The organism is Allobacillus sp. SKP2-8, assembly GCF_007559355.1.
Lineage (GTDB): Bacteria > Bacillota > Bacilli > Bacillales > Alkalibacillaceae > Allobacillus > Allobacillus halotolerans.
Genome location: NZ_VMHF01000004.1, coordinates 101,601 through 118,132, shown reverse-complemented (window position 1 = coordinate 118,132; position 16,532 = coordinate 101,601). Strand labels below are relative to the sequence as shown.

At 35.7% G+C, this 16,532-nt stretch carries 11 protein-coding genes and 2 pseudogenes; 12 read left to right on the top strand and 1 reads right to left on the bottom strand.

The annotated features are described in order from the left end of the window. Positions 1 to 83 precede the first annotated feature (83 nt). The 11 genes and pseudogenes from FPQ10_RS06190 to FPQ10_RS06140 all read left to right on the top strand — a co-directional run bounded on the left by FPQ10_RS06190 (position 84) and on the right by FPQ10_RS06140 (position 13,208). Entirely contained in the window at positions 84 to 1,127 is a 1,044-nt protein-coding gene (locus tag FPQ10_RS06190) for a hypothetical protein (RefSeq protein WP_144161899.1), read from the top strand. 197 nt (positions 1,128 to 1,324) lie between these two features. Further along, the gene (locus FPQ10_RS06185) at positions 1,325 to 2,638 is read left to right on the top strand and encodes a lipopolysaccharide biosynthesis protein (protein ID WP_144161896.1); all 1,314 of its coding nucleotides are present in this window, start codon (positions 1,325 to 1,327) and stop codon (positions 2,636 to 2,638) included. After that, entirely contained in the window at positions 2,638 to 4,398 is a 1,761-nt protein-coding gene (locus FPQ10_RS06180; protein WP_144161893.1) for an asparagine synthetase B family protein, read from the top strand. The genes FPQ10_RS06185 and FPQ10_RS06180 overlap by 1 nt, the downstream gene beginning before the upstream one ends. A 73-nt stretch (positions 4,399 to 4,471) precedes the next feature. Then, positions 4,472 to 5,350, top strand: a complete 879-nt coding sequence (gene rfbA / locus FPQ10_RS06175) for a glucose-1-phosphate thymidylyltransferase RfbA (protein WP_144161890.1) — start codon at positions 4,472 to 4,474, stop codon at positions 5,348 to 5,350. A gap of 24 nt (positions 5,351 to 5,374) precedes the next feature. Continuing rightward, the gene (rfbC, locus tag FPQ10_RS06170) at positions 5,375 to 5,935 is read left to right on the top strand and encodes a dTDP-4-dehydrorhamnose 3,5-epimerase (RefSeq protein ID WP_144161887.1); all 561 of its coding nucleotides are present in this window, start codon (positions 5,375 to 5,377) and stop codon (positions 5,933 to 5,935) included. Between the two features lie 4 nt (positions 5,936 to 5,939). Continuing rightward, entirely contained in the window at positions 5,940 to 6,794 is an 855-nt protein-coding gene (gene rfbD, locus FPQ10_RS06165) for a dTDP-4-dehydrorhamnose reductase (RefSeq protein ID WP_144161884.1), read from the top strand. Continuing rightward, on the top strand, positions 6,795 to 7,820 hold the full coding sequence (gene rfbB, locus FPQ10_RS06160) for a dTDP-glucose 4,6-dehydratase (protein WP_144161881.1): 1,026 nt from the start codon (positions 6,795 to 6,797) through the stop codon (positions 7,818 to 7,820). It abuts the gene before it with no gap. Between the two features lie 27 nt (positions 7,821 to 7,847). Continuing rightward, a pseudogene (locus tag FPQ10_RS06155) lies at positions 7,848 to 9,216 on the top strand (UDP-glucose dehydrogenase family protein). Next, positions 9,197 to 10,232: pseudogene (locus tag FPQ10_RS06150) on the top strand (GDP-mannose 4,6-dehydratase). Before FPQ10_RS06155 ends, FPQ10_RS06150 begins: the two co-directional pseudogenes overlap by 20 nt. 15 nt (positions 10,233 to 10,247) lie before the next feature. After that, positions 10,248 to 11,414, top strand: a complete 1,167-nt coding sequence (locus tag FPQ10_RS06145; RefSeq protein WP_144161878.1) for a nucleotide sugar dehydrogenase — start codon at positions 10,248 to 10,250, stop codon at positions 11,412 to 11,414. Between the two features lie 78 nt (positions 11,415 to 11,492). Then, positions 11,493 to 13,208: a phospho-sugar mutase gene (locus tag FPQ10_RS06140; RefSeq protein WP_144161875.1), complete on the top strand. Its 1,716-nt coding sequence runs from the start codon at positions 11,493 to 11,495 to the stop codon at positions 13,206 to 13,208. Positions 13,209 to 13,688: 480 nt separating this feature from the next. Here FPQ10_RS06140 and FPQ10_RS06135 read toward each other — a convergent pair whose 3' ends face one another. Further along, positions 13,689 to 14,693 (bottom strand): S1C family serine protease, encoded by a 1,005-nt coding sequence (locus FPQ10_RS06135; protein ID WP_144161872.1) that lies wholly within the window; start codon positions 14,691 to 14,693, stop codon positions 13,689 to 13,691. A 152-nt stretch (positions 14,694 to 14,845) separates the two neighbouring features. Between FPQ10_RS06135 and FPQ10_RS06130 the strand changes: the two genes are divergently transcribed. Further along, positions 14,846 to 15,982, top strand: coding sequence for an NERD domain-containing protein (locus FPQ10_RS06130; protein WP_186278575.1), 1,137 nt, complete (start codon positions 14,846 to 14,848; stop codon positions 15,980 to 15,982). Positions 15,983 to 16,532 lie beyond the last annotated feature (550 nt).

The window sequence follows — 16,532 nt, the reverse complement described above, 5'->3', positions numbered from 1 at the left end:
TGCGCTTCTAACTAAGTCAATTAGAAAATCAAAGTAAAACGGCGAAAAACTAAGAAATAATTAATCTATTGAGGGAGAGAATAATGATTAGTAGACAATCAAATATCTATATACTTGCTCCTAGAAATATTATAACAGGTGGGACTGAGAGTCTTCATCAACTTGCTTTTAATTTAAAAAAGTTGCACCCGAATGTCTTTATTCATTATATAGACTCTCAAGATGTAACACCACCGGTTAAATTTGAAAAATATAAAGTACCTATCTCTAAGGATATTATTGACAGTGAGGAAAATTTACTTATTGTCTCGGAGACGAACACTGAATATTTAAAAAAATACAAAAACATAAAAGGGTGCATATGGTGGCTTTCTTTAGATTATTATATTAGACAATTACCACAAAATGCTCCATATTATTTTTGTGAAAAACATAAAATACCATTAATCTTTGAGTCATTAATAGAAAAACTATTGCACATTTCTGGAAGAATAAATACTAATATTTTTTCATTTAATGAGAATAATAGATCAGTCTTTCACTTTTACAATTGTGAGTATGTAAGGTTATATTTAACAGAACAAGGTGTTTGCAATGAAAATATGATGTATTTATGTGGACCAATAGGTGACGAGTATTTTGAGCATAAACCAATAAACAAAAAAAATATCATTGCATATAATCCTGCAAAAGGTTTTGAATATACCAGACAAGTTATTAAGGCAGTCGAGAGAAAGGGGTTAGATGTTCAGTTTACCCCAATCAAAAACCTGGATGCTAACGGAGTAATTAATTTGTTGTCTCAGGCGAAACTTTATATTGACTTTGGTTATTTTCCTGGTCCAGAACGAATCCCTCGTGAGGCGGTGACGTTAAGAACTAACTTACTTACCTCTCTGAGCGGAAGTGCAAAAAATGATATTGATGTACCTATACCAAGGGATTACAAGTTTGATTTAGATTACCTAGATGAAAATCTTGATAAAATAGTAGATAAAATAAATGAACTGACATTAGATTATGACACTCATCTATCTAAATTTGATAACTATCGTAAAAAGGTTGTAGATCAAAAAGAAACCTTTCATACGAACCTGAAAACTTTCTATAACAATGTAATTAGGTAAGTAAAGAAGATTAAAATTAAAAGGAGTAAAGGGAGTAACTTGAATCATAGTTTAAAGAGGCATAATGATTAAACATAGTTGTGTACTTTTTATACATATGAAAATTCAAATAGATACAAATTATTATTCTGATGTTCTTAATGATTATAGATTTACTTTTACAATAAATAACTTGTAATCGATAGAGGGAGTAAAAAATGAAAGATAGGCTATCAAATTTCAAGAAAAAGCCTTTTGTTAGAAATGTCTTTATAATGGCAACAAGTACAGCTGCAGCCCAGGCGGTTACATTAGCTTTATCGCCAATTATCACACGCTTATATGGCCCAGAAGCATTTGGGTTACTAGGAACTTTTACAGCTATTGCTGCAATTATCTCGCCGATTGCAGCACTTACCTATCCAATTGCGATTGTCTTACCAAAGAGTGAGAATGATGCCAAGGGTTTAGTTCGTTTATCTTTGTATATAACTTCTGCCATTGCTCTGTTAGTTGCAATCATATTGATATTACTAAATAGACCAATAGTTAGATTATTTAAATTAGAAGATATAGCCCTATTCTTATATTTAATTCCACTAGTTATATTGTTTTCGGGCTTAATACAAGTTACTGAGCAATGGCTTATCAGAACTAAGCAATTTAAAATTACAGCTAGGGTAACATTTTTGCAGTCGGTGATATTGAACGGCAGTAAGATTGGAATTGGTCTACTTTATCCGGCTGCTATGGTCCTTATTACTTTGACTGTATTAGGTCAACTTTTGAAAGCTATTATGATGAATCTATGGTCCAATAGTTTTATCTATACGAAAAAGAAAATAGAAGAAAATGGCCATCAAATATCTATTAGGTATCTTTCAAAGAAGTATATAGACTTTCCATTATATAGATCACCTCAAGTCTTATTAAACGCGGTCTCTCAAGGATTACCCATTTTAATGCTCACTACTTTATTTGGTCCTGCATCAGCTGGATTTTATTCTCTAGGAAAGACAGTTCTTAGCGCACCATCACAACTTATTGGTAAATCAGTGGGTGACGTTTTCTATCCCAGAATTTCAGAGGCAGCAAAACGAGGTGAAAATATAACAAGGCTACTTATAAAAGCAACCCTACTTCTCGCAGTAGTAGGGTTTATACCCTTTGGTATAATTGTAGTCTTTGGCCCCCAGATTTTTTCATTTGTGTTTGGTGCGGATTGGATAATAGCAGGAGAATATGCAAGATGGATGGCGTTGTGGATATTTGTTTCATTTATGAACCGTCCTGCTGTGAGTGTGATACAAGTTATAGGTTTGCAGGGTAAATTTCTTTTATATGAAATAGTAAGCACTGTTTTACGGTTTGGAAGTTTATATTTTGGTTTCTCTATCTTTAAAAGCGACATTGCTGCTGTTACCATATTTAGTTTAGTTAGTGTGTTATTAAATTTATTTTTAATTATCTTTACGGTATGGAAATCTAACTCTAACCATAGGAAATTAGATCTAAGAGAGGATTACAATTGATGAGTGATTTTATATATTCAAAAATTCCTGAAGATAAAGGTAGTCTAACGAAACATATTCAATCTATCTATCATGAAGATAAGCCAAGAGTTTTAGAATTTCATGGCGGATGGGGCTCTTTAGCTATTAGTGATAATATATACAATGGATTTCAACCTTATGAATCAAAAGATCATATTTGTGCCGTTATAGGTGGTCCAGTTTTATGTTTTCAAGAGAATAGTTTTTTGCAAGATGGACCAGGAGTATTGGGTACTAAGGCAATCTATAATCGCTGGCTAAGGGGAGACATTCAGTTTGACGAAGATTTAAGTGGTCCATTTATAATAATAGTTGTGAATAAGATTACAAGCGAAATAATCTTTGTTACAGATTTAATGTCTTTCATTCCCTGTTATAAGTTTGAAGGAGAAGATAGCATTATACTTTCAACACATATTGATATTCTTGCTAAGGTTGCTAATCAACGAGATGAAACTGATGAGATATCAGTGGTAGATTTTATACTTCATGGAGTTATTACCTATCCTTATACAGTCTATAAAACAATAAAACAGATTCAACCAGCTACAGTTCATCTTTTATCTAATCATTCGACTAATTTAGTATCTAATGCCTATTGGATACCGAAAGAAAAACAACAATTTAATTCTATTAAACAAGCATCTCATGCCTTAAGGGAAAGTTTACAAAGTTATGTTAATACGGTAACCAAAGGTATGTCTACCGTGGGGCAATTTATTAGTGCTGGTGAAGACTCTCGTACTCTTTCTGCATTATTACCTAAGCAAGTTAACAGAGATGCATTTATTTTTTTAGACTATATGAATCGTGAAGGTAAATTAGCAAAGAAGGCTGCTGATGCGTACGACGCAAATTTTTATGTTGAGTTGCGAAATAAAACACATTATATTGATATACTCCCATTCTGTCATGATCTTGTAGGTAGTGGTTCACAATATCATCATGTGCATACTTTTGGATTTCATAGGAAGTGTAAGTTGAATGAATATTTTGCTGTCTTTGGAGGCTTATTATCTGATGCTCTTTTAAAGGGTTCACATATTAAAAAAGTAAGTGGCTATGGTCGCTTTCCTTTTTTACCTCAATTAAAAGACTTTAGATACACGGCCGCAAGCCCAGTAGAAAATAATGTTTTTACCAAAGAAGCTTTATTGAAGCTTACTGAACGTAGAAAGGAACATTTAAACTATGTTAAAAGCTTTCGTAATGAATCTGCTGAGGAATGGTTTGAACTTTGGCCAAGCTCAATGAATATGAATATTCCTAATATTCATGGAAATAGGAGATTGTTCAAAAGTTACGAGCCTTTTACGGATAAGAATGTTGTGAAAATTAGTGCTAGTGTTCCTCAAAGTTGGAAACTTAATAGAAGGCTTTTTCATCATGCAGCAATGCCACTGTTAAAACCAACAAAATGGTTATTTCACGGAGAAGGTAGATTACCATACTTTCCTTGGTACATTAACATATTTGTACAGTTTATTATGTGGTCTTACTATCAAGTAGCTAAGAGGGTAGGAATAGTTAAGGAAAACCAAGGGCCTTGGGGCGAATGGAATAAAGTGATAAAAAGCTCTAGATGGAAGAAAGCAATAGAGGATTATTCTAACGGAATTATTATTATAGAGAAAGTACTTAAGGAAAATGAGTTAAAGACGTTACTAGATGGGACTGAACTAAATCAAATGCAAAAAATCAATTTAATGCAAGTAATGTACAGTCAAAGTCAACATTAAATCGAACCCAATATTTGAAGCTGGCGACTATGTTGGGCTATTAATATAAAAATATAGAGAGGAGCATTAGTAAATGAAGGGAATTATTTTAGCTGGAGGGAGTGGCACCCGGTTATATCCTCTAACAATGGTAACAAGTAAACAATTGTTACCAGTATATGATAAGCCAATGATTTTTTACCCTCTTTCCACTTTAATGCTTGCGGGAATTAAAGATATATTGATTATTTCTACTCCAGAGGATACTCCTCGCTTTGAAGCATTGTTGGGTGATGGTTCGCAGTTTGGAATAAATCTCGAGTATAAGGTACAATCAAGCCCTGATGGATTAGCTCAGGCATTTTTAATTGGGGAGGAGTTTATTGGTAATGACCCTGTTGCCATGATCCTAGGAGATAACATCTATTATGGGAGTGGTATGAGAAAGATTCTTCAACGTGCAGCAAATAAAGAAAATGGTGCCACTGTATTTGGATATCATGTACAAGATCCACAACGATTCGGGGTAGTAGAATTTGATAAGAATGGCAAAGTAATAAGTGTTGAAGAAAAACCAGAAATACCTAAATCCAATTATGCGATTACAGGCTTGTACTTTTATGATAATCGTGTAGTGGACATTGCTAAAAATGTAAAACCTTCTGCCCGTGGTGAACTCGAAATCACCTCAATAAACGAAGCATATTTAAATCTGGGAGATTTGGAAGTGGAGTTATTAGGTAGAGGCTTTACCTGGTTGGATACTGGAACACATCAAAGCTTAGTTGAGGCAACAAATTTTGTTAAGACAGTAGAAGAACATCAAGGTATTAAGATTTCTGCACCTGAGGAAGTTGCCTTCATTAATGGTTGGATTTCTAAGAAGCAATTATGGGAATGCGGTGAAAAACTTAATAAAACTGGATATGGTCAATATTTAATGAAAGTTGCAAATGGAGAAATACAATATTAAACATTGAAAGAAGTGAAATAAAAAATGAAGTTTACTAAAACCAAATTAAATGAAGTTGTCGTTGTTGAACCAAAAGTATTTGGAGATCATCGTGGCTGGTTTATGGAAACATATAATGAATTGAATTTTTCTGAAGCAGGGATAAATGTAAAGTTTGTTCAGGACAATCAATCTTTCTCGGCAGCAAAAGGTACTCTAAGAGGATTGCATTATCAATTAAACCCGAAAGCACAGACAAAGTTGGTGCGTTGTACTAAGGGAGCAATTTATGATGTTGCAGTGGATATACGAAAAGGTAGTTCAACATTTGGAAAATGGTTTGGAATTGAATTAACTGCAGAAAATAAAAAGCAATTGTTGATACCAAAAGGGTTTGCACATGGATTTATGGCTTTAACAAAAGATGTAGAAGTTCAATATAAAGTGGATGAGCTTTATGCTCCAGAATGCGATCGTGGCATAATTTGGAATGATCCTACAATTGGAATCAAATGGCCTATGGATATAGATCCTATACTATCAGGAAAAGATGAAAAGGCACCGGTACTAAATGATGCTGAGAATAACTTCAGCTATGGGGAGTAGTTATATGAAGGTATTAGTAACTGGATATACAGGTCAGTTAGGTTACGATGTCGTACAAAGTGGTTCGGAAATTGGGTTAAACATGGTGGGAATAGGATCCAAGGATTTAGATATTACGAACGAAGCTGCAGTTACTCAGTACGTTAAAGAAATGAATCCTGATGCAATTATTCACTGTGCTGCCTATACAGCAGTTGATAAAGCAGAAGATGATAAAAGTAAATGCTGGGATGTAAATGTTGAAGGAACAAAGCACTTAGCTACAGCTGCAAGAGAGATAGATGCAAAGTTTTTGTATATAAGTACTGATTACGTGTTTAACGGAGAAGGGGATTCACCATTCCAAGAAAAGGATAAAACAAATCCGATTGGATATTATGGGTTAACAAAATATGAAGGTGAAAAAGTAGTAAAACAACTGTTAGATCATTGGTTTATCGTACGTATCTCATGGGTTTTTGGTATAAATGGAAATAATTTTGTTAAAACCATGCTTAGATTAGCGGAAACAAGAAATGAATTAAATGTTGTTGGTGATCAAGTGGGCTCTCCTACTTATACATTCGATTTAGCACGATTGATTATTGAAATGATTCAAGGCGAAAAATATGGAGTTTATCACGCTTCAAACAAAGGTTTTTGTAGTTGGGCAGAGTTTGCTCAAGAAATATTCAGACAAGCTAATGCAGATGTAAAAGTTAATTCAATTTCTACTGAAGAGTATCCAACTCGTGCAGTCCGTCCAAAAAATTCACGGATGTCAAAGCAAAAGCTGATTGAAAATGGATTTCGTCCCTTACCAAAATGGCAAGATGCACTAGAACATTATTTAAATAAAATAAAACAAGAGGTGAAATAAGTGTCTAGAAAGAAGATTCTCGTAACAGGTGGAGCAGGTTTTATTGGTGGTAATTTTGTTCAATATATGGTGGACAAGTATCCTCAATATGACATATATAATTTAGATTTATTAACTTATGCAGGGGATTTAACAAAGCACAAACATATTGAAACAAAAGAAAATTATTACTTTGTTAAAGCGGATATTGCTGAACGTGAAACAGTAATGGCTCTGTTTGAAAAAGAGAAGTTTGACTATGTTGTCCATTTTGCTGCAGAGAGTCATGTTGATCGTTCAATTACTGACCCAGGAATCTTCGTTCAAACAAATGTACTTGGTACGCAAGTTTTGTTAGATGCGGCTAGAGTAGTTGAATTAACAAAATTTGTACATGTATCGACAGATGAAGTTTATGGTGAACTAGATTTCGACCCAACAACATTTTTTACAGAAGAAACACCTTTGCAACCAAATAGCCCTTATAGTGCAAGCAAGGCATCATCTGATTTATTAGTTAGGGCATATCACGAAACATATAAATTGCCTGTAAACATCACTCGTTGTTCTAATAATTATGGACCATATCACTTCCCAGAAAAATTAATTCCATTAACAATTTCTCGTGTCTTAAACGACCAAAAGGTGCCAGTTTATGGTGATGGGAAAAACATTCGTGATTGGTTGCACGTAATTGACCACTGTGCCGCAATTGATTTAGTTCTGCATGAAGGGGTAAATGGAGAAGTTTATAATGTTGGTGGTCATAATGAACGAACAAATTTAGAGGTTGTTAAGACGATAATTAAAACTTTAGGGAAATCAGAAGAATTAATCGAGTTTGTTAAGGATCGTTTAGGACATGATAAGCGTTATGCAATTGATCCTACTAAGTTAGAAAATTTAGGTTGGAAACCAACTTACACTTTTGAAACTGGAATTGCTCAAACCATTCAATGGTACTTAGATAACCAGGAGTGGTGGGAACAAATTATTAGCGGAGAATATCAGAGCTATTTTGAAAAGCAATACAGTCTGAATAGCTAATTATAAAAAGAAAGGAAGGTCTTATATATGTACAAAATAGCAGTTGCAGGAACAGGCTACGTCGGCTTAGTAGCCGGCGTTTGTTTTGCTGAAGTCGGCCATCAAGTGGCCTGTGTTGATATAGATGAAAAAAAGTAGAATTAATGAAAACTGGGGTTTCTCCAATTTATGAATCTGGCTTAGAAGAGTTGATGAAAAAAATTATGCTGCAGGTAGAATAGATTATACAACTGACTTCAAGGCTGCCTATAAGAATGCTGATGTCATTTTTATTGGAGTTGGAACCCCAGAGCAACCGGACGGTTCTGCAAATTTATCATATATTGCTACAGTTGCTAGACAAATTGCTGAATCAGTGGAAAAGGACTGTTTAGTTGTTGTAAAGTCTACAGTTCCGATGGGAACGAATGATAAAGTGGAGCGGTTTATTCAAGACTTTTTAGTCAATGATGTAAAAGTAGAGGTGGCTTCAAATCCAGAATTCTTGGCTCAAGGTTCTGCAGTTAATGATACGTTACATGCGGAGAGAATTATTATTGGAACGGAAAGTAAATGGGCAGAAGAGTTGCTTACAAAGATTGATGAGCCGTTTCATTTACCGATTGTTTCAGTGAATAGAAGATCTGCTGAGATGATTAAATATGCTTCAAATGACTTCCTTGCCCTTAAAATTTCTTATATGAATGATATTGCAAATCTATGTGAACTTGTTGGAGCGGATATTCAAGATGTAGCAAAAGGGATGAGTTTTGATGAACGTATTGGAAGTAAGTTTTTAAATGCAGGGATTGGCTTTGGTGGATCATGCTTCCCTAAGGATACAAAAGCGCTTGAGTATATTGCTAAACAGAACGGATATGAGCTTAAAACAGTTAAAGCTGCTATTGATGTAAACAAAGAACAAAAAACAATGCTTTATAAGAAAGCTAGTAAAAGACTTATTACATTTAACGGTCTTAAGGTTGCGGTGTTAGGACTAACTTTTAAGCCTGGAACGGACGATTTAAGAGAGGCAGCATCTCTTGAGAATGTGCCTTTATTATTAGAACAAGGTGCAGATATCTATGCTTATGATCCTGTGGGAGCAGAGAATTTTGCTAAAGTTCATCCAGAAGGTAAGAAAGGCAAAGGTAGTATCACGTATGTTGCCAATATCGAGCATGCACTAGAAGGTGCTAATGTCTGCTTTATCTTTACTGAATGGGGAGAAGTAAAAGCATTAACACCTGAAACGTACAAGAAGTTAATGAGAACTCCATTAGTATATGACGGAAGAAATATCTACCGTGTTGAAGAAATGCAAGAAGCTGGAGTAGAGTATCACTCAATCGGAAGAAAGCCTGCAATTAGAGAAGCTGCTAAGGAGTCGAATAATCTTGAATTACAAAACTCTTAACACTAGCAAAACATTTCTTATCACCGGGGCAGCAGGTTTTATTGGATACTATTTGTCTAGAAAACTACTGGAACATGGTTGTCATGTGATTGGCATTGATAACGTCAATGACTACTATGATGTGAACCTAAAACATACTCGTTTGGGGGAATTTGGAACCTTATGAGAAGTTTACTTTTATTAAAGGTGACATATCAGACAAGGATTTGGTAATGAAGACCTTTGAAGAATACAAGCCTAACGTTGTAGTAAACCTATCTGCTCAAGCGGGAGTGCGGTATTCAATAGAAAACCCGGATGTTTATATTCAGAGTAATATCATTGGCTTTTATAACATCCTTGAGGCCTGCAGATATAATCCGGTGGATCATCTTGTATATGCGTCATCTAGTTCAGTTTATGGGGCCAATAAAAAGGTTCCTTTTGAAGAAACAGATTTTGTAGACAATCCAGTATCACTTTATGCATCTACAAAGAAATCAAATGAATTAATGGCACATACGTATAGCCACCTATATGAGATCCCAGCAACTGGTCTATGTTTCTTTACCGTGTACGGGCCAATGGGTAGACCAGACATGGCATACTATACGTTTACCAACAAGTTTTTCGCTGGTGAATCAATTAAGATTTTTAATAATGGTGATTTTGAGAATGATCTATACAGGGACTTTACATATATAGATGATATTGTTGAAGGGATTGAAAGACCCATTGGTCATCCGCCTGAACAACAAGAAGATCAGCCACCTCATCAAGTCTTTAATATCGGTAATAACAAGCCTGTAAAATTGATGAAGTTCATTCATTCACTAGAGGATGCATTGAGTAGTTCACTGGGAAGAAAAGTAGAATTTAAGAAAGAATTTGAACCAATCAAGCCGGGTGATGTACCAGCTACATATGCTTCGACTGATCGACTCTACGAGGCAGTCGGCTTCAAACCGAAGACATCCATTGAAGACGGGCTTCAGAAGTTTACGGATTGGTATGTTGATTACTATAACAAAAAGTAGATGGGAGTGTAGTACATGAAAATAACAGTCGCAGGGACAGGCTATGTAGGGCTCTCAAACGCAGTCTTATTAGCCCAAAACAATGAAGTCACCGCAATGGACATTGTTCAAGAAAAAGTCGATTTAATTAATAATAAAAAGTCACCAATTATGGACCCTGAAATTGAAGAATTTTTAGCAACAAAGGATCTCAATTTACATGCTACAACAGATGAACAAGAAGCCTATCAAAATGCAGAGTTTGTTATTATCTCAACACCAACCAATTACGATCCTGAACAGGACTACTTCGATACGTCGACAGTCGAGTCGGTCATTGAACGTGTATTGGAAATCAATCCGAATGCTGTCATGGTGATTAAATCCACTATCCCTGTAGGGTACACAGAATTAGTAAGGGAAAAATATGAAATAAATAATATCATTTTTTCACCTGAATTTTTACGTGAGGGTAAGGCATTATACGATAATCTATATCCCTCTCGCATTATCGTCGGTGAAAAATCCTGGCGAGCAGAAACATTTGCTAATCTTTTAGCTGAGGGAGCTATTAAAAAGGACATCCCTAAGCTATTTACCCATTCAACCGAAGCAGAAGCGATTAAACTCTTCGCCAATACGTACCTTGCGATGCGTGTATCTTTCTTCAATGAGCTGGATACGTATGCGGAAGTGAATGGCTTGGATAGTCAGCAGATCATTCAGGGGATTAGCTATGATCCACGGATTGGTGATCATTATAATAATCCTTCCTTTGGCTATGGCGGCTATTGCTTACCGAAGGATACGAAGCAGCTGTTGGCGAATTATAAAGACATTCCGAATAACATAGTTTCAGCTATTGTTTCTGCGAATGACACTCGGAAAGATCACATTGCAAACCAAATTTTAAAACGAAATCCTAAAAAGGTCGGAATTTATCGTTTAACGATGAAAACAGGTTCTGATAACTTTAGACAATCAGCTATTCAAGGTGTGATTGAACGCTTACAAGATCAAAGCATTGAAGTTATTATCTATGAATCGACATTGGAAGACGATCAGTTTAACGGCATGCACGTGATTGAAAGTTTTGACTTATTCAAAGAGGAATCCGATGTTATTGTTGCGAATCGAATGGAAGATGAGTTGAAGGATGTTTCGGATAAAGTGTATACACGTGATGTGTTTCAGAGAGATTAATAAATCATAAGCCCGCCGAGTTGGTGGGCTTTTATTAGATAAGCGATCGAGGAAAATAGAAAATAAATGGTGATAAACATGAACTGGAAACAAATAGCTGAAAGTTGGCTTGCATTTGACCAACTAGATGAAGAATTAAAAACAGAATTAGAACAGATAAAGCACGATGATCAAGCTTTGCAGAATGCGTTTTACGAGCCACTCAAGTTTGGAACGGGTGGTATTCGTGGCGTATTGGGGGCGGGGATTAATCGCATGAACATCTACACGGTGCGCAAAGCGGCAAAGGGCTTGGCGCTTTATTTGGAGCGTTACGGATCAGATTTTAAAAATCATGGTGTCGTGGTGGCTTACGATTCTCGTTATAAATCGAAGGAGTTTGCAATTGAGACGGCACGTGTGCTTGGTGTACATGGGATCAAAACCTTTGTATTCACTTCGCTTCGACCGACGCCTGAGCTTTCGTTCGCCGTCCGTCATTTAGGGACGGCTGCTGGGGTGATGATTACAGCTAGCCACAACCCACCAGAGTACAACGGCTATAAGGTTTATAACGAAACGGGTGGACAGTTACCACCAGAGCAAGCCGATTTAATGATTGAAAAAGTAAATGGAATCGAAAATGAACTAACGATTGAAGTAATGGAACAAGAAGCGTTGGAAGAACAAGGTCTTTTGCAATGGATCGATGAAGACGTAGACAAAGCTTATTTATCAGAGCTTAAATCGATCACCCTTAATTCGGGTGTGATTTCAAAGCAAGCGGACGAGTTAAATATCGTCTTCACACCACTCCACGGAACAGCAGGCAAGCTCGTCCCACAGGGGTTAAACCAGTTAGGCTTTAATCAAGTCCACTTAGTCGAGGAACAAATGATTGCAGATCCGGAGTTTTCTACTGTCCAATCTCCAAACCCAGAGGAGCATCAAGCTTTTGAATATGCAATTGGATTAGGTGAAAAGGTGAATGCAGACGTCCTAATTGCGACGGATCCGGATGCTGATCGGTTAGGTGTGGCGGCTAAAAACGCTACTGGAAACTACCAAGTGCTGTCAGGGAATCAGTTAGGTGCATTGATGCTCGACTATATCCTTGCCAATACGAAAGAGATCCCTTCCAACGGCATGATGATCAAAACGATTGTGACCTCAGAACTTGGACGAGCAGTAGCAGAACACTACGGCATTCAGTCGATGGATGTGTTGACAGGTTTCAAATTTATTAGTGAAAAAATTGAGGAGTTTCAGCAAAAGAATACCCATACGTTTATGTTTGGTTACGAAGAAAGTTACGGTTATTTAATTAATGACTTTTCACGCGATAAAGACGCCGTTCAATCGACAATGATGGCTTGTGAAATGGCGGCCTTTTATAACGAAAAAGACATGACGTTATTTGACGCGCTTGAAACATTATATAAACAATATGGCTATTACATTGAAGACCTGCATTCCGTGAAAATGGAGGGCATTGATGGCGCAAAACAAATTGCTCAATTGATGGACCGATTTCGGGAGAACCCAATGAAAACAGCTGGCGATTTGAGCGCCGAGATTGTTGAAGATTATACAACTGGCAGACGTACGTATTTATCTGACGGTCGTGAGGAAGAGATCGAACTACCAAATGCGAACGTTCTAAAAGTAAAAATGAGCGATGATTGCTGGTATTGCCTCCGCCCATCCGGAACAGAGCCGAAGATGAAATTTTACTTTGGTGTGAAGGGTGAGACGAGGGAGGAAGCTGATCGTCGATTGGAGCAGTTGAAGAAAGCGATTTTAGAAAATATGTAATTAATAAAGCGAAGAGACGATCGTCTCTTCGCTTTATTTTCATTCCAATACTTCCCCCGACCCAGTCAATATGGTTAATAGACCGTCTTCAATCCCTACTTCATAACTCACTCGATATCTTGAATATGTTAAGTCATTATCAGTTTCTTCGGCTGTAATAATAGCCTCTACGGTTATTGTTTCTGTATCCCTGTCATTAATGTAAATATCATCAATATACACATGTATCGTATTGGTATATCCTTTGCTAAATTCTGAATAGGATAATTCGCTTTTCCAATTTGCTCCAAGAAATTCATATGCATAACGATAATCATAACTATTAATAGAATCATAAAATGTACTAATAACATTAATAGCTTCAAACTCAGATACTAGATAACCAGGTTCGTTATTTTCTTCATACTCTTGTTCATCACTTGCTTGGTTTTTAAAAGGTTGTGGGTTCTCTGTCCATTGTTCTACGTGTTCAATGAATTGTTAAACCGGAATGCTATATCCTTCTTTATATTTCAGATCTGCTGCAGTATTGATTCCAATTACCTTACCAGTCTCGCCATTTAACAAAGGCCCTCCACTACTTCCTTCAGCAATCTGAGTAGATGTCGAGATCATATTCTCCATCTCGATACCGTTTGTCAACCCAAGATCAACTCCTAAATCTAGTATCTCTCCCCATGTGCCAATATTTCTTAACCCTCTAGGATTACCAATCGCTATCACTTCATCTCCAATTTTAGGCAATTCAGTGGTCTCGATATCTAAATAGGATTTTCCTTGTAAATCATCTACCCTGATGACAGCCACGTCTAAAAGTGAATCACTTCCTATAACTATACCTTGAAATTCGTCTCCATTTTCAAACTGTATGTACGGGTATCCATCCGCTTCAACAACGTGAGCGTTTGTTAAAATATCTCCATTGGAATTAAACATGAATCCAGTACCGACTCGATCATAACTTTGAATCCAAACGACATGTTTTTTTGCATAATCAATAATGTTTTTATAATCAGTAGTAGGCTCATCAATTGTTTGTTCACTAGTGTCATTTTCGACTTCAGTTGAAGCGTCGATTTCTGTCTGAACTGAAGCAACATCATCATCTAATGTGTTTTTCGTAGCAGAATATTCATTAATATAATTCGACACCGAAGGATAGCTAAGTACAAGAATAACTGAAACAATCAACCAACCAAGCGGGAACGGGTTAGAATTTTTCCTAATATATTGATGTGAAATAACTACTTGTGCGACATACCAAAAAAGGGAATAACCTAAAATCACTTCATCGCTGACTTGAAAAAATGGTTGCAAAATGAAGAGCGAGGCTAAAGAAGTCATGATAAAGCTAGTGAAATAAGTAAAAGAAACGGACTTAAACACTTTTACCAGGATGAGATGTAGCAAATAAAACACAGCACCTGTGATTAGTCCTAATAGAATTAAGTTAACGAATAAATTTAGCGTATCGTTATGTAGCATCGTTGTGCCTCCACATTCTCAAATCGAACGGGTAGTTTTAATACCCATGTTAATTAAAATATTACCATATAATCCCTCGTGAACAGCGGGAAAAGTAATACAAAATTGAATTAAATGCTATAATTTAGTTAATCATGAATTGGGTGGTCTATATGGGGATATTTATAGGAAAAAACAAATTAGAAAAATCACTTAGAGAAACTAGCGACGCAAAACTCCAAAAGGGTCTGGAGGGTGAAATTTCAGTTGGTAATCTTTTAGCTGAACACCTACCCAATAATACATATATCATTGCACAACCTGATACTGGTGAATATCAACCAGATTTTTTAGTAATCTCACCTTTATTCGGACTTCGTTTAGTTGAGGTGAAACATTATAGTATCCGTTATATTAATGATGTAAAATCCCACGGTCAAATTAAAACGAATTATAATACTCTTTCCAATCCATTGGGTCAAGTGAAGAAACATCGTGACGTTTTTAATAATTTTTTATCCTCCAATATGAATTCATTGTATGGGGTTGACCCTTATAGAATGATTAGTTACTGTGTCGTTCATTATGGCTTTACTCAAACTCAATTTAATTATAAATTCAATAGACAAATTAACGAATGGCAACCTCAACAAAGGGATGAGTTTTTTAAGTATCATATTTTTAAAGATCAGTTGAATGAAAACTTACAAACTCATTTGATGAACGCATCCAAATATAATCATACAGCTAGTTCTTTAAACCAGTCGCAAATACAAGAAATTTTAAATCTTGTTCAGATACTAGATCAAGAGAAAATTAACGAGGAAATTCAAAGAGATATTGAGGATGAATATGATTCTCTTGAAATAGAGCCAGATAGAACAAGTGAGTCTGTGGCGGAGTACAACTATAAATTACCGCAATCACAAATTAAAAAATCTGGAATTATAACTAAAATCATAGTTGCTAGTCTATTCATTGTCTTGACTGTAATTTTCGTCGCATTTGAACAAGGTATATTAGACGATTTTCAAAATAAAAGCTCAGCCAATATTGACAGCGAATCATTCAGTGATTATGAAAACGAACACTTGACTGTAGTTGCAACAGTTGTTGATTTTAGCTATGATTCGACCAGTGGAACTAAATTTTTAACAGTTTCAAATGGAAATGAGTCAATTGAGGCAGTTATATTTTCAGATACAAAGGTACCTTACTTAGAGGTTGGAAATATATATACATTTAGAGGTTTTGTTCAGGAAGCTTATGATGGAGATGGGTTGGAATTGGTGATTAACGGAGTGGAGTAAGAAGTAAATAATGTACTCCGAAAAATAATAATAAACGCAAGTGGATCAATTCTCGAGAAGTATAGTAAAGTTAAGTAATTTAGCAATTTAAAAGATTAATTTAAGGCTGTTATCAATTTGAGAAAGGCTTTTTCATTGAAAATGTTTAATTCCAAAGTTACCAATAATCTAAAGTCCCTCAAAATTAGTTGATTATTTCCAATTCATTGTATATAATTAACCATAAATTAACTTTTAGGAAAAACATCCCAATATAAGTTTGCTTAGTAATCGAATAGACATACTAAACGTCGCAGCCAATATCCAGTAACTCATCGTAGTGCTTGATATTGGCTTTATTTGTGTTATTGATTGTAGATCTATTAAAGGGTGGGTAATGCCTTAATCATAAGCGTGGATTTGTTTAATTGTGACAAGCAAATCCAGGCGATCTAGTGGATTAAGATATTGAGTATGTAACGCAATATAAACTCTGAAAAGTATTAACACTGAAGGCCCGCGGATGAATGTTGAAGGATTGCAAATGAGTGTTGAAGGATCGCAAATGAAT

Excerpts from the sequence above, each read along its gene's own strand:
- FPQ10_RS06190 (WP_144161899.1), top strand. The coding sequence starts at position 84 with ATGATTAGTAGACAATCAAATATCTATATACTTGCTCCTAGAAATATT.
- FPQ10_RS06185 (WP_144161896.1), top strand. The coding sequence starts at position 1,325 with ATGAAAGATAGGCTATCAAATTTCAAGAAAAAGCCTTTTGTTAGAAAT.
- FPQ10_RS06180 (WP_144161893.1), top strand. The coding sequence starts at position 2,638 with ATGAGTGATTTTATATATTCAAAAATTCCTGAAGATAAAGGTAGTCTA.
- rfbA (WP_144161890.1), top strand. The coding sequence starts at position 4,472 with ATGAAGGGAATTATTTTAGCTGGAGGGAGTGGCACCCGGTTATATCCT.
- rfbC (WP_144161887.1), top strand. The coding sequence starts at position 5,375 with ATGAAGTTTACTAAAACCAAATTAAATGAAGTTGTCGTTGTTGAACCA.
- rfbD (WP_144161884.1), top strand. The coding sequence starts at position 5,940 with ATGAAGGTATTAGTAACTGGATATACAGGTCAGTTAGGTTACGATGTC.
- FPQ10_RS06145 (WP_144161878.1), top strand. The coding sequence starts at position 10,248 with ATGAAAATAACAGTCGCAGGGACAGGCTATGTAGGGCTCTCAAACGCA.
- FPQ10_RS06140 (WP_144161875.1), top strand. The coding sequence starts at position 11,493 with ATGAACTGGAAACAAATAGCTGAAAGTTGGCTTGCATTTGACCAACTA.
- FPQ10_RS06135 (WP_144161872.1), bottom strand. The coding sequence starts at position 14,693 with ATGCTACATAACGATACGCTAAATTTATTCGTTAACTTAATTCTATTA.
- FPQ10_RS06130 (WP_186278575.1), top strand. The coding sequence starts at position 14,846 with ATGGGGATATTTATAGGAAAAAACAAATTAGAAAAATCACTTAGAGAA.